This window comes from Amphibiibacter pelophylacis, assembly GCF_037688875.1.
Taxonomy (GTDB): Bacteria; Pseudomonadota; Gammaproteobacteria; order Burkholderiales; family Burkholderiaceae_C; genus Amphibiibacter; species Amphibiibacter pelophylacis.
Window position 1 is genome coordinate 103,670 of the sequence record NZ_JAWDIE010000004.1, and the last position, 12,835, is coordinate 116,504.

13 protein-coding genes are annotated in these 12,835 nt (G+C 68.5%); 9 read left to right on the top strand and 4 right to left on the bottom strand.

Features of this window, described 5'->3' with window-relative positions:
- Positions 1-4 precede the first annotated feature (4 nt).
- From RV045_RS03690 to RV045_RS03730, 9 genes are all read left to right on the top strand, one after another.
- Positions 5-1,051, top strand: a complete 1,047-nt coding sequence (locus RV045_RS03690; RefSeq protein ID WP_423234418.1) for a hypothetical protein — start codon at positions 5-7, stop codon at positions 1,049-1,051.
- A gap of 44 nt (positions 1,052-1,095) precedes the next feature.
- Positions 1,096-1,869: an RNA polymerase sigma factor FliA gene (locus tag RV045_RS03695; RefSeq protein WP_423234419.1), complete on the top strand. Its 774-nt coding sequence runs from the start codon at positions 1,096-1,098 to the stop codon at positions 1,867-1,869.
- A gap of 139 nt (positions 1,870-2,008) precedes the next feature.
- Positions 2,009-3,859 carry a sialate O-acetylesterase gene (locus tag RV045_RS03700; protein ID WP_423234420.1) on the top strand — a complete coding sequence of 617 codons (1,851 nt, stop codon included), beginning with the start codon at positions 2,009-2,011 and terminating at the stop codon, positions 3,857-3,859.
- A gap of 267 nt (positions 3,860-4,126) precedes the next feature.
- Positions 4,127-5,443 (top strand): isocitrate lyase, encoded by a 1,317-nt coding sequence (aceA, locus tag RV045_RS03705; RefSeq protein WP_423234421.1) that lies wholly within the window; start codon positions 4,127-4,129, stop codon positions 5,441-5,443.
- Positions 5,444-5,851: 408 nt separating this feature from the next.
- Entirely contained in the window at positions 5,852-6,340 is a 489-nt protein-coding gene (locus RV045_RS03710; RefSeq protein ID WP_423234422.1) for a hypothetical protein, read from the top strand.
- A gap of 6 nt (positions 6,341-6,346) precedes the next feature.
- Entirely contained in the window at positions 6,347-7,678 is a 1,332-nt protein-coding gene (locus RV045_RS03715) for a glycerate kinase type-2 family protein (protein ID WP_423234423.1), read from the top strand.
- A complete protein-coding gene (sugE, locus tag RV045_RS03720; RefSeq protein ID WP_423234424.1) occupies positions 7,675-7,992 on the top strand; it encodes a quaternary ammonium compound efflux SMR transporter SugE in 318 nt (105 codons plus the stop codon). Before RV045_RS03715 ends, sugE begins: the two co-directional genes overlap by 4 nt.
- Before the next feature lie 16 nt (positions 7,993-8,008).
- The gene (locus RV045_RS03725; RefSeq protein ID WP_423234425.1) at positions 8,009-8,938 is read left to right on the top strand and encodes an HTD2 family dehydratase; all 930 of its coding nucleotides are present in this window, start codon (positions 8,009-8,011) and stop codon (positions 8,936-8,938) included.
- Positions 8,935-10,143, top strand: a complete 1,209-nt coding sequence (locus tag RV045_RS03730) for an acyl-CoA dehydrogenase family protein (RefSeq protein ID WP_423234426.1) — start codon at positions 8,935-8,937, stop codon at positions 10,141-10,143. Before RV045_RS03725 ends, RV045_RS03730 begins: the two co-directional genes overlap by 4 nt.
- 33 nt (positions 10,144-10,176) lie before the next feature.
- Here RV045_RS03730 and RV045_RS03735 read toward each other — a convergent pair whose 3' ends face one another.
- The 4 genes from RV045_RS03735 to relB all read right to left on the bottom strand — a co-directional run bounded on the left by RV045_RS03735 (position 10,177) and on the right by relB (position 12,720).
- Positions 10,177-10,560, bottom strand: coding sequence for a VOC family protein (locus tag RV045_RS03735; protein WP_423234427.1), 384 nt, complete (start codon positions 10,558-10,560; stop codon positions 10,177-10,179).
- A 19-nt stretch (positions 10,561-10,579) separates the two neighbouring features.
- Positions 10,580-11,845 carry a CaiB/BaiF CoA transferase family protein gene (locus RV045_RS03740; RefSeq protein WP_423234428.1) on the bottom strand — a complete coding sequence of 422 codons (1,266 nt, stop codon included), beginning with the start codon at positions 11,843-11,845 and terminating at the stop codon, positions 10,580-10,582.
- A 117-nt stretch (positions 11,846-11,962) separates the two neighbouring features.
- Positions 11,963-12,265, bottom strand: coding sequence for a type II toxin-antitoxin system RelE/ParE family toxin (locus tag RV045_RS03745; protein WP_423234429.1), 303 nt, complete (start codon positions 12,263-12,265; stop codon positions 11,963-11,965).
- Positions 12,262-12,720 carry a type II toxin-antitoxin system RelB family antitoxin gene (relB, locus tag RV045_RS03750; protein ID WP_423234430.1) on the bottom strand — a complete coding sequence of 153 codons (459 nt, stop codon included), beginning with the start codon at positions 12,718-12,720 and terminating at the stop codon, positions 12,262-12,264. Before relB ends, RV045_RS03745 begins: the two co-directional genes overlap by 4 nt.
- Positions 12,721-12,835: the final 115 nt, after the last annotated feature.

Sequence of the window (12,835 nt, forward strand, 5' to 3'; positions counted from 1 at the left end):
CCCGATGGCACTGCCCACCGCTCCCGCCCCCGATCAGGCCGAAGGCCTGCGCCGCCTGTTCCGCCCGCAGCACCGCGTGTGCTGGATTCCGGTCGTCTCCAACCCCTACGTGGCCAGCCGCCAGCTGCTGGAATCGCTCACCGTCGCCTTCACCCAGCGCAACGAGCGCGTGGTCGTCGTCGATGCCGGGCCGCTGGCGCCCGAGCCCGCCGAGCTGGCCACGGTCAGCCTGGAATGCTGCCTGGAGCCCGTGGCCGACGGGGTCTCCTACCTCGCCGCCCGGGGCCTGCCGCGCCATTTTCTGGATGTGCACGGCGATGCCGTCCACTTCCTGCACGCCATCCAGGCCTGCCTGCCCGAAGACGCCGTGGTGCTGCTGCACGCCAGCGCGCCCGATCTGGTCCGCCTCTTTGCCGGACAGAGCGTGCGCCCGGTGGTGCTGACCGACAGCCGCGTGGACAGCGTGCTGGACGCTTACGCCAGCTTCAAGCTGCTCAACCTGCGCTTGGGCCTGCGCACCTGCGATGTGCTGATCGCCAGCGAGGCCGCTGATCTGGCCGCGCAGACTGCGGCGCATGCGCAGGCCGCTGGCTCGCCGCCCTCGGCCGCGCGCGCCGTGGTGCCGGGTTCGGCCCAGCCCGTGGCCAGCGGGCGCATCGCCACGGCCATGTCCTCGTGCATGACGCACTTTCTGGAAGCCAGCCTGCTGAGCTGCGTGGACGTGCAGCGCGACGCCAGCGGTCACATCAGTGCGACCGCGCTGGATGTCCACCGGGGCACGCCCGCACTGGCCTGGGACGAGGCTTTCACTGCGCTCACGCAGGGGCAGATTCGCGCCTTCCGGGGCGACGAGGCGGCTGCAGCACCGGCCCAGCCGCCCTTGGAGGCGCCCGCTGCGGCCCCGGCGCTGCGCGCCACGGGCCAGCGCATCACCGCCCGCCAGCCGCTGCCGCAGGCCACCGACGGCGTCCCGCCCGACTGGATGGAGAGCCTGCTGGACAGCGGTCCTGTCCAGCCCTCACCCGGGGTGCTGCTGTCCAGCACGCCATGACCGCCCCTTCTTTGCCTGACCCATCCGCAGTACCGGGAGCCGATTTGAACGCCACCCCTTCCAGCGCCACCGCAGTGCCCTCGGCGGCCACCTACACCGCGCAAGGCCGCCTGAACACCAACGCCCTGCTGCGCCAGTACAGCGTGCTGGTGCGACGGCTGGCGCACCAGATGATCGTCAAACTGCCGCCCAATGTGATGCTGGACGATCTCATCCAGGTCGGCATGATCGGCCTGAACGATGCGCTCACCCGCTTCGATCCGGGCCAGGGGGTGCAGTTCGAGACCTTCGCCACCCAGCGCATCCGGGGCGCGATGCTCGACGAGCTGCGCGCCAACGACTGGATGAGCCGGGGCGACCGCAAGCAGCAGCGCAACATCGAAACCGCCGTCCACCGTCTGGAGCAGAAGCTGGGCCGCATGCCGCTGGAGGCCGAGATCGCCGCCGAGCTGGGTCTGTCGCTGACCGATTATCAAGAGATGCTGGGCAAGGTGCGCGGCACGCAGCTGCTGTATCTGGAAGATCTGTCGGGCGACGAGGGCGACGAGAACTACCTCGACCGTCACGTCGTGGACGAAGCCAGCAACCCCTTCCACCGCCTGCAGGACCAGCGCATGCGCCAGGCGCTGGTCGATGCCATCAAGAAGCTGCCCGAGCGCGAGCAGTACATCATGAGCATGTACTACGAGCACGATATGAACCTGAAGGAAATCGCCCTGGTGCTGGGCGTGACCGAATCGCGCGTCTGCCAGCTGCACAGCCAGACCATCACCCGCCTGCGCACCAAGCTGCGCGCCTGGCAGGCCGAGAAGCGCTGAGGGGCGGGGGCTGACGGGCCGCAGCTGTCGCGCGGCAGCGACAGCGTGGCGAGCCGGGGCATAAAGTTCCCGTCAACGGCTGGCGCGTGATATTTTCACGCGAATTCCGCTGACTTCCGCGCTGCCCGCGTCTCCCCCCATGCCCCGAATCTCCCTGAAACCCACCGTTCTGGCACTCGCCAGCCTGGCCGCTCTGGCCCTCGTGCCGCTGCACGCCGCGCAGGCCGAACCGCTGTACCTGATCGGCCTGACCGGCCAATCCAACTCGCTGGGCACGCTGGGCAACACCCCGGCCGCGCTGCCCTCCAGCTTGCGGCTGGGCCAGTTCCCCAGCGAGCAGCCCGGCTGGAAGTATTTCTGGTGGGACAACTTTGCAGGCCCCTCCCCATCGGACGATGCCGCTCTGGGTGGCGCCACGGCCTGGGGCCCCATCGTGGCCCAGCCCAACTACATCTACGTGGGCAAAGGCACCGCGCTGTGGGGCCCCGAAGTGGGTATGGCGCGCTGCGCCCTCGCCCAGGGCTACCGCCAGTTCGGCATCGTCAAGGCCTCGCGCGGCGGGGGCGGTAACGGCCTGTGGGATCCGGATTCGGCCGATCACCACGCCTACACCAAGGTGATCTCCACCTTCCGCACGGCGGTGGGCAAGCTCCCGGCCGGGGTGACCCCGACCTGGTCAGCGCTGATGTACCTGCAGGGCGAATCCAACACCGATGCCGAGGCCAGCCAGACCGCCGTGCGCCTGCAGCGCCTGGTGGATCGTCTGGGCCACGATCTGGGTGCGGCCAAGCCCCTGGTGGCCGTTCTGGGCGAACCCACCCGACCCAAAGGCACCGCCTGGCCCGTGACGGTCGCGCAGTTCCGCGGCCTGGTGCAGCAGCAGCCCCAGCGCTACGCCTGGGTGCCCACGCAGGGCACACCGCTTTGGGATGGCGTGCACTTCAATGCGATCGACCAGCTGGACATCGGCTGCCGCTACGCCCGCGAGCTGGGCCAACTGATGGCCTTCCCCAACAGCGTGCGCTGGCAGAATGCAGCGCCGACCGGTCAGGGCTATTACACCGGTCTGCGCTTTGCGCTGGATGCCGCCGCGCTGACAGTCAGCCAGCGCGAGGCTGCGCCCCAGCGCCTGGTGCTGCTGGACCGCATCCGCCTGATCGGCGGCAGCACGAGCGTGGCTGCCGACACCACGCCCGTGAACGCGCAGATCTGGCAGGAATCCGGCGACGGCCTGCCCCTGCGCCCGGTGGCCACCTCGCAGAACGCCATCGCGCCCGCCGCGCTGATGGATCAGGACATGCCTTTCCTGTTCGCGCCCGACACCTGGCTGGACCGCCAGGCGCGCTACCGCCTGGTGTTTGTGACCGCCCAGGGCCAGCCGGCCTGGGCGCGCTTCCGGGCCAGCCCCGGGGCTGACGGTGCGCTGCAGCTGCTGGGCAAAGGCGGCCGCGTCATCGACAGCGGCTGGCAGCCCAGCGTGCAGATCACCACCGCCGCACCGCCCGAAGGCACGCGCCTGCTGACGCCCTCTGCCCCGCTGGCCACCGGTGGCCACGGCACGTACACCGGCTTTGATCTGGGCCTGGCGGGCGACACCGACGCCAGCACAGCGCCGCGCTGGCGCATCCAGAAGCTGCAGCTGCAGGCGGGCGGTCTGATTCCGGGCGCCACTTTTCCGGCCGCCTACCTGCAGATCAGCCAGGACGCTCAGGGCCTCGTGCCTGTGGCCCGCTCGCTGAACGCCCTGACGCTGGACGGAACGGTGGCGCGCGGTACGCCGGCCACGTTCACCTTCGGCAATGACGCCGTGCTGGACAGCCAGACCCGCTACTTCGTCCACGCCGTCGATGCCAGCGGCCGCGCCACGCCCCTCCGCTTCCTGGTCGAGCAGTCGGACAGCGCAACGCACCGCCTGCGCCTGCCCAGCGGCGACTGGCAATCCAGCCGCTGGCAGGCCGCGCACCGCATCGTGGCGGTTCCGGCGCCCTGACCCACTGCCCCTTGATCCCCTGACCTGAACGCCACGCCGGGGCCGCCACCATTGACGGAACAGCGGAACCCCGGCGCCCGCCCTGATTCAGAACCTGCTGAAGCCTGTCTTCAGCATTTTTTTGCTCCAATCTTATATAAGACATAAGTTGTCTTTGATAGTGGCGTTAGAATGCGGCGATCCGCTTCAGGCGAACCGCTTTCACCCGCAATCGCCCTGAACCGCCCTCTTCCATCCTTCTCTTCCAAGCCTTCCAAGGAGCTTTCCATGACACAAGCCACCCGTGAACAGCAGATCGCTGCCCTCAAAAAAGACTGGGCTGACAACAGCCGCTGGTCGTCCGTGAAACGGCCTTACAGCGCTGAAGACGTCGTTCGTCTGCGTGGCAGCCTGCAGCCCGAATACACCCTGGCCCGCCGTGGCGCCGAGCGCCTGTGGGCGCTGGTCAACGGCGAAGCCGCCAAGGGCTATGTGAACGCCTTTGGCGCCATCACCGCTGGCCAGGCCATGCAGCAGGCCAAGGCCGGTCTGGAAGCGGTGTACCTGTCGGGCTGGCAGGTCGCCGCCGACGGCAACACCTCCGAGACCATGTACCCCGACCAGTCGCTGTACGCCTACGACTCGGTGCCGACCATGGTGCGCCGCATCAACAACACCTTCAAGCGCGCCGACGAAATCCAGTGGAGCCGCGACATCAACCCCGGCGACAAGGACTTTGTCGATTACTTCCTGCCCATCGTGGCCGACGCGGAAGCCGGTTTCGGCGGCGTGCTGAACGCCTTCGAACTGATGAAGAACATGATCGCCGCTGGCGCCGCTGGCGTGCACTTTGAAGACCAGCTGGCCGCCGTGAAGAAGTGCGGCCACATGGGCGGCAAGGTGCTGGTGCCCACGCAGGAAGCCATCGAGAAGCTGGTCGCCGCGCGCTTCGCCGCCGACGTCATGGGCGTGCCCACCATCATCCTGGCGCGCACCGACGCCGAAGCCGCCAACCTGATCACCTCCGATCACGACGCCAACGACAAGGCCTTCCTGACCGGCGAGCGCACGCAAGAGGGCTTCTACCGCGTGAAGAACGGTCTGGAGCAGGCCATCAGCCGTGGCGTGGCCTACGCCCCCTACGCCGACCTGGTGTGGTGCGAAACCGGCGTGCCCGACATCGGCTTCGCCCGCGAATTCGCCCAGGCCGTGCACGCCGCCTGCCCCGGCAAGCTGCTGAGCTACAACTGCTCGCCCAGCTTCAACTGGAAGAAAAACCTCAACGACGCGCAGATCGCCTCTTTTCAGGACGAGCTGTCGGCGCTGGGTTACAAATACCAGTTCATCACCCTGGCGGGCATCCACATCAACTGGTACAACACCTTCCAGTTCGCCCACGCCTATGCGCGCGGCGAGGGCATGAAGCACTACGTCGAGCAGGTGCAGGAACAGGAATTCAAGGCCCGCGAAAAAGGCTACACCTTCGTCTCGCACCAGCAGGAAGTCGGCGCAGGCTACTTCGACGACGTGACCACCGTCATCCAGGGCGGTTCGTCCAGCGTGAAGGCCCTGACCGGCTCGACCGAAGAAGAACAGTTCCACTGATCAGAGCGCTGCGCTGACTGGAAAGAGCCACCCGGAGGGGTGGCTTTTTTGTTGGTGCAAAAGCCCGCAGCGGCATCGGTCAGGGCTAATCCGGGTCTCTACCCGCCGCGTGGAGTGGGACAATCAGCGGTATGAACCGCTTACCCGAATCCAGTCTGGAAGCCTGGATCACCCAGCCGGAGGCGCGCGATAGCCTCACCCTCGATGCGATGGCGGACGTGGCGGCTGGTCGCGTCATCGATCATGAAGCTGTGCAGACATGGGCCCAGAGCCTGGGCACTGACCAGCCGATCCCGCTACCACGCCGATGAAGCTGAAGTGGACCAGCAAGGCGCTCTACGTGCTGCGGCTTTGGCACACCCGTGAGGATCGTTGATACTGACAGCGCCATCACCCCAAGGAACACCCATGCCCTATCTTCCCAGAACCGCCACCCCGCTGGCCTTGTGCGCCGCCCTGCTGCTGGCCGCCGCCCCCGCCGCGCAGGCCTGTTCGGGCCACACGGTGTCGGACGCCGTGGCCGAGTTCGTCAAATCCAAAGGCGCCAGCAAAGTACCGCCGTTTCGCACCGCGCGCGTCGATCTGAACCGCGACGGCCGCCCTGACGCCGTTGTGCTGCTGGGCGGACGCGACTGGTGCGGCTCCGGCGGCTGCACGCTGCTGGTGTTTCGGGGCAGCGCGCACGAGTTCCATCTTGTCGGTGACACCAGCGTGGCGGACACCCCGGTGCGGCTGGCGAAGACGCGCAGCAAGGGCTGGTCGTCGCTGATCGTGCACAGCAAAGGCAGCGGCGAGGTGCTGCTGAACTTCGATGGCCGCAGCTACCCCGACAACGCCTCGGTGCAGCCCAAAGCGGGCAGCGCCGCGCTGAAACAGTCGCGCACGCTGCTGCGCTGAAATCCCATGAGCGCCCAGACCGCCCACCCCCGCGCCCTGCTGCGCCAGCTTTTTGACGCGGCCGTGGACGCCGCCCAGCCCCGCCTGCGCCTGCCCGCCTTCCTGCCGCCACCGCCCAAGGGGCGCACGCTGGTGGTGGGTGCGGGCAAGGGCTCGGCAGCGATGGCGCAGGCGCTTGAAGCGCTCTGGCCGCTGGACGCACCGCTGAGCGGCCATGTCGTCACCCGGGATGGCCACATTCCGCCCCGGACGCCGGGCACGCCGCAGCGCATCACCGTCCACGAGGCGCGTCACCCCGTGCCCGATGCACGCAGCGAACAGGCTGCGCGCCTGCAGCTGGACTGGCTGCGGCAGCAGAATCCGGGGCCAGATGATCTGGTGATCGCGTTGATGTCAGGCGGCGGCTCGGCCCTGCTGTGCCTGCCGGTGGACGGCCTGACGCTGGCCGACAAGCAGCGCATTCACCGCGAACTGCTGGCCAGCGGCGCGCCCATCGAGGCCATGAACACGGTGCGCAAGCACCTGTCGGCCATCAAGGGCGGGCGCCTGGCGCTGGCAGCGGGCCTGGCGCCCGTGCTGACGCTGGCAATCAGCGACGTGCCGGGCGACGATCCCGGCACCATCGCCAGCGGTCCCACCCTGCCCGACGCCAGCACCTGCGCGGACGCCCTGGCCATCATCGACCGCTACGGCCTGACCGTACCGGACGCCGTGCGCGCAGCCCTGGCCAGCGGCGCGCTGGAAACGCCCGCGCCCGATCACCCCGCCTTCGCCACGCACCGCTGCGAACTCATCGCCACCCCGCTGCAGTCGCTGCAGGCGGCCGCGCAGCGCGCCCGCGAGCTGGGCGTCACGGCGCACATCCTGTCGGACGTGATCGAGGGCGAGTCGGCCGAAGTGGGCCGCGTCCACGCCGCGCTGGCGCTCAGCAGCGCACGCGGCGACAGCTGCTTCAAGCCGCCGTGCGTGCTGCTCAGTGGCGGCGAAACCACCGTCACACTGCCGCCCACGCCGCCCGGACAGGCCGCTCCCCGGGGCGGCCGGGGCAGCGAATTCGCTCTGGCCCTGGCCCACGCCCTGCAGGGCGCGCCCGGCATCTGGGCGCTGGCCGCCGACACCGACGGCATCGATGGCGTCGAATCCAACGCCGGCGCCTTCGTCAACCCCGACACACTGGCCCGCGCCGCAGCCTTGGGCCTCAGCGCCCGCGACCACCTGCACCGCCACGACGCCTGGCCTTTCTTCAACGCCCTGGACGACCTGCTCGTCACCGGGCCGACGCACACCAACGTGAATGATTTCCGGGCGATCTGGGTCGAGTCAGGAGACAAAACATGAACTGGATCATCCTCATCATCGCCGGGCTTTTCGAAATTGGCTGGGCCATCGGGCTGAAATACACCGAAGGTTTCACGCGGCTGTGGCCCACGGTGGGCACGGTGCTGTCCATGATCATCAGCCTGGGGCTGCTGGGTGTGGCGATGAAATCGCTGCCGGTCGGCACGGCCTATGCCGTCTGGGTGGGCGTGGGCGCGGTGGGCACAGCGATTCTGGGCATTATCCTGCTGGGCGAACCGGCCAGTATGATGCGTCTGGCCAGCCTGGCGCTGATCGTGGCGGGCATTATTGGCCTGAAACTGGCTTCGGTCTGATTCGGAAGGAAGCGCCATGAATCGGGATACTCGGGCTGAACGGACCCGGGCCACGCCGGAGGCATCGCCCCCCGCCCTCGACATCGCCCACCTGCAAAGCTGGGTGGGCCGCAGCCAAACGCAGCACGACACCCTGACGCTGGCGCCCATGGCTGCGCTGTCGGCCACGCTGGACCGCGACGATGCGCCGCCCCAGGCGGGCGACGCCCTGCCGCCGCTGTGGCACTGGCTGTACTTTCTGCCCATGGCGCGCCAGTCGCAGATCGGGCCGGACGGCCACCCGTTGCGCGGCGGCTTCCTGCCGCCCGTGCCGCTGCCGCGCCGCATGTGGGCGGGTGGGCGCTTCGAGTTCCTGCGCCCGCTGCGCGCCGGGCAGTTGGTCAGCCGCACGTCCACCATCGAGAGCGTCACGCACAAGCGCGGGCGCAGCGGTGACCTGGTCTTCGTGCTGGTCCGTCACAAGGTCGCGGACGCCGACGGCGTGGCGCTGATCGAAGAGCACGATATCGTTTACCGCGACGCCGCCCGCCCCGGCGAGGCCCCACCCGCGCCCCAGCCTGCGCGCACCGATGGCGTCTGGTCGCGCGACATCGTGCCGGACGACGTGCTGCTCTTTCGCTACAGCGCGCTGACCTTCAACGGCCACCGCATCCACTACGACCGCCGCTACGTGACGCAGGTCGAAGGCTACCCCGGCCTCATCGTCCACGGCCCTTTGATCGCCACGCTGCTGCTCGATCTGCTGCGCCGCCAGTGGCCCCAGGCCACGGTGACGGCGTTTGCCTTTCGCGCCCTGCAGCCGGTGTTCGACACCGAAACCTTCTCGGTCCACGGCGCGCCGCAGGCGGGTGATCCCCAACAGATTGATCTGTGGACGCGCAACGCGCGCGGCGAGGTGACCATGCAGGCCACCGCCACGATCGCCCCTCAAGGAGACGCCGCATGAGCGCCCAGACGACCCGCACGCCCCAGACGCCCCGCCCGCCGCAGCCCGATCCGCACGAAGGCGTGTGCAGCGACATCCGCGACGGCGTGCGCAGCCTGTGCGCCGCCTTCCCATCCGCCTATTTCCGCGACATCGACGCGCGCGCCGCCTACCCCGACGCCTTTGTGGACGCGCTGATGCAGGCCGGCTGGCTGGCCGCCATGATCCCGCAGGAGTTCGGCGGTTCGGGCCTGGGCCTGACCGAGGCCAGCGTCATCATGGAAGAAATCAACCGCTGCGGCGCCAACGCCGGGGCGGTCCACGGCCAGATGTACAACATGGGGACGCTGTTGCGCCACGGCAGCGATGCGCAGAAACAGCGCTACCTGCCCGAGATCGCCGCCGGGCGCCTGCGCATCCAGTCCATGGCGGTGACCGAGCCGACCACCGGCACCGACACCACGCAGCTCAAGACCACGGCCACCCGCAAAGGCGACCGCTACGTGCTGAACGGGCAGAAGGTGTGGATCTCCCGCGTGCTGCACTCTGACCTGATGATCGTGCTGGCGCGCACCACGCCGCTGGATCAGGTGCGGCGGCGCTCGCAGGGGCTGTCGGTGTTTCTGGTCGACTTGCGCGATGCCATCGGCCACGGCCTGGACGTGCGGCCCATCGCCAACATGGTCAACCACGAGACCAGCGAGCTCTTCTTCACCGACCTGGAAGTCCCGGCCGAGAACCTGATCGGCGAGGAAGGCGAAGGCTTTCGCTACATCCTGGACGGCCTGAACGCCGAGCGCACGCTGATCGCCGCCGAGTGCATCGGCGACGGCCTGTGGTTTATGGACAAGGGCACCGCCTACGCCCGCGACCGCGTGGTGTTTGGCCGCCCCATCGGCCAGAACCAGGGCGTGCAGTTCCCGCTGGCCGACAGCTGGATCGAGCTGCAGGCCGCCAACCTGATGCGCTTCGAGGCCTGCCGCCGTTTTGACGCGGGCCAGGACTGCGGGGCGCAGGCCAATATGGCCAAATTCCTAGCCGCCAAGGCCTCGTGGGAGGCGGCCAACGTCTGTCTGCAGACGCACGGCGGATTCGGCTTCGCGCACGAGTACGACGTGGAGCGCAAGTTCCGCGAAACCCGGCTCTACCAGGTCGCGCCGATCTCCACCAACCTGATCTACGCCCACATCGCCGAGCACGTGCTGGGCCTGCCGCGTTCGTTCTGAAGGCCCACCCGTGCAGCGCCAGGGGGCGCAGCGTCAGATCAGCTCGGAAATCTCGATCAGGTTGAGATCGGGGTCGCGCACGTAGACCGAGCGAATCTTCTGCGTGGCGCCCGTGCGCTCGACCGGGCCTTCGACGATGGGCCAGCGGCAGCGCTCGAGGTGGGCGATGACCTCAGCCAGGGGCACGCTGGCGATGAAGCACAGGTCCAGCGCGCCGGGCACGGGCAGATGGGCTTTGGGCTCGAACTCGGCACCGCGCACGTGCAGGTTGATTTTCTGGTGGCCGAACTTGAACGCCAGGCGGCCCGCGCCAAAGGTTTCCAGCTGCATCTGCATCACTTCGGTGTAGAAGTGGCGGGTGGCTTCGGGGTCGGTGCAGGTCAGCACCAGGTGGTCCAGGTGGTCGATCAGGGGCATGGAGATCTCCTTGAGGTGTTCAGCCAATGATGCCCTGCTGGCGCAGCTCGGCGATCTGCCCGGCGGTCAGGCCCATGCCGCGCAGCACCTGGTCGGTGTGCTGACCCAGCCGGGGCGCTTCGGTGCGCAGCGAGCCGGGCGTGACGCTCAGGCGCGGCACCACGCCGGGCACGGTCACCGTCTGGCCACCGGGCAGTTGCGCCTCGCGCAGCATGCCGCGCGCCTGGTAGTGCGGATCGCGGGCGATATCGGCCGCGTCGTAAATCTTCCCGGCCGGGATGCCCGCGCCGTTCAGGGCGTCCAGCACCGCCTCCAGCGGGAGCTGCGCAGCCCAGTCGCCAATCGCCGCGTCCAGGCGCTCGACCTGCGCCACACGCCCGTCGTTGTGCGCGAGCAGCGGGTCAGCGCCCAGATCAGGCCGACCAATCAGGGCCATCAGGCGGCGGAAAATGCTGTCGCCGTTGCCCGCGATCAGCGCGTAGCGACCGTCCTGGCAGCGGTAAGCGTTGGTCGGCGCGATGCCCGGCAGGCTGCTGCCGGCCGCCTGGCGCACGGCGCCAAAGGCGCTGTACTCGGGGATCAGGCTTTCCATCATGCTGAAAACCGCCTCGTAGAGCGCCACGTCGATCACCTGGCCGCCGCCTCGCCCGCGCCCGCCGCCGGGGGGCTGGTCGCGGTGGCGCAGCGCCAGCAGCACGCCGATCACGCCGTGCAGACCGGCCAGCGAATCGCCGATCGACACACCCACCCGCACCGGCGTGCGCCCCGGCTCGCCGCACAGGTGGCGCAGGCCGCCCATGGCTTCGGCAACCACGCCAAAGCCGGGCCGGTCGCGGTAGGGGCCGTCCTGCCCGTAGCCCGACACGCGCAGCAGGATCAGGCCGGGGTTGATTGTTGAGATCTCGTCCCAGCCCAGGCCCCACTGCTCCAGCGTGCCCGGGCGGAAGTTTTCGATCAGCACATCGCAGTCCACCAGCAGGCGGCGCACCAGATCCTGCGCGGGCGCCTGGCGCAGGTCCAGCGCCACCGACTGTTTGTTGCGCGACTGCGCGGCCCACCAGACCGAATTGCCCGTCTCGTCCAGCAGCCGCCACTTGCGCAGCGGATCGCCCGTGCCGGGCGGCTCGATCTTGATCACCTCGGCGCCAAACTCGCCCAGCAACCGCGCGGCGAAAGGCCCGGCAATCAGCTGGCCCATTTCCAGCACCCGGATGCCTTTCAGGGCCTGCGGGTGGGCGGATTCAGCGGAATCAGAAGCGGCGGATGAATCGGGAGCAAGGCTCATGGTCGGGCTCTCCAGCATGACAGCGATCAGGTCGCCATCATGCCGCAGCGCACGGGCCAAAGCCCTGCCTGACTGGGCAAGCGGGGTTGCGGGCTTGGGAAGTCTGGGGCTCCCAGATCACGGCGCCTGCCGCGCCACGTGCTTGACCCGCAGGATCTGAACCGTTCGGGTCTGTTCCAGCACGCGGTAAAAAATGAGGTAGTTCGGGTGGGCCACCCATTCGCGCAGGAAACCCGGCAGACCGGGCCGACCCGTGCGACCCAGCTCAGGCTGCAGCGCCAGCAGCAGCGTCTGATCGTGCAGCTTCTGGCCGAATCGCACAGCAGCCAGCGGACTGTCCCGGGCGATGTGGTGAACAAGGCCTTCCAGATCATCGCGGGCCGCGGGCCGCCATTCAATCCGGTAAGGCACACCGGTCATGCGGAGGCCGAAGGGCTCGGGGCAGCAAGATGGGCGTCGATCTGGGCGTCCATTTCGGCCATCACCTCGTCATGCGCCAGGCTGGGGCGCGGGTCATCGATAGCCGCCTGAATCTCTGCAGCCAGCCACTGGTTGTAGGCCGCAGCTTCATGGGCACTGCGCAGCGCCTGCGCCCGGCTTTGCCGACTGTGGCTCATGGCCTTGTGGCCCGGGATCCAGTGTGTGGCATCCAGTGTGGTCACGACAATGCCCACATCACGCAGCACGGTCAGTGCGGACGTGGGGTTACCGAAACGCCGCGGCTCAGTGCTGCGCGCCTTGGCCAGAAAGGCGTCCTGACCGCTGCGGGTGGCAATTTCAACCAGAAAACCGCCGCCATCGCCCCGCAGGGTGACCCCCGACACGCCGCCCGTACGGGCTGACGCACGCAACTGTTCCAGGGTCATGCTCTGCATGGTGCCGTCCTTCATCCATCCGGGGAATTTCCCCGTCAGATTGTGCAGGACTGATAGAAAACCTGCAAGACGCTGGCGTCAGCCTGCGAGCCAACCCTCACCTCGACAGTTCACC

Coding starts and splice junctions, on each gene's coding strand:
- RV045_RS03715 (WP_423234423.1), top strand. CDS start 6,347: ATGAGCGCCCAGACCGCCCACCCCCGCGCCCTGCTGCGCCAGCTTTTT.
- RV045_RS03730 (WP_423234426.1), top strand. CDS start 8,935: ATGAGCGCCCAGACGACCCGCACGCCCCAGACGCCCCGCCCGCCGCAG.
- aceA (WP_423234421.1), top strand. CDS start 4,127: ATGACACAAGCCACCCGTGAACAGCAGATCGCTGCCCTCAAAAAAGAC.
- RV045_RS03745 (WP_423234429.1), bottom strand. CDS start 12,265: ATGACCGGTGTGCCTTACCGGATTGAATGGCGGCCCGCGGCCCGCGAT.
- RV045_RS03740 (WP_423234428.1), bottom strand. CDS start 11,845: ATGAGCCTTGCTCCCGATTCATCCGCCGCTTCTGATTCCGCTGAATCC.
- RV045_RS03725 (WP_423234425.1), top strand. CDS start 8,009: ATGAATCGGGATACTCGGGCTGAACGGACCCGGGCCACGCCGGAGGCA.
- RV045_RS03710 (WP_423234422.1), top strand. CDS start 5,852: ATGCCCTATCTTCCCAGAACCGCCACCCCGCTGGCCTTGTGCGCCGCC.
- RV045_RS03735 (WP_423234427.1), bottom strand. CDS start 10,560: ATGCCCCTGATCGACCACCTGGACCACCTGGTGCTGACCTGCACCGAC.
- RV045_RS03700 (WP_423234420.1), top strand. CDS start 2,009: ATGCCCCGAATCTCCCTGAAACCCACCGTTCTGGCACTCGCCAGCCTG.
- sugE (WP_423234424.1), top strand. CDS start 7,675: ATGAACTGGATCATCCTCATCATCGCCGGGCTTTTCGAAATTGGCTGG.
- relB (WP_423234430.1), bottom strand. CDS start 12,720: ATGCAGAGCATGACCCTGGAACAGTTGCGTGCGTCAGCCCGTACGGGC.
- RV045_RS03690 (WP_423234418.1), top strand. CDS start 5: ATGGCACTGCCCACCGCTCCCGCCCCCGATCAGGCCGAAGGCCTGCGC.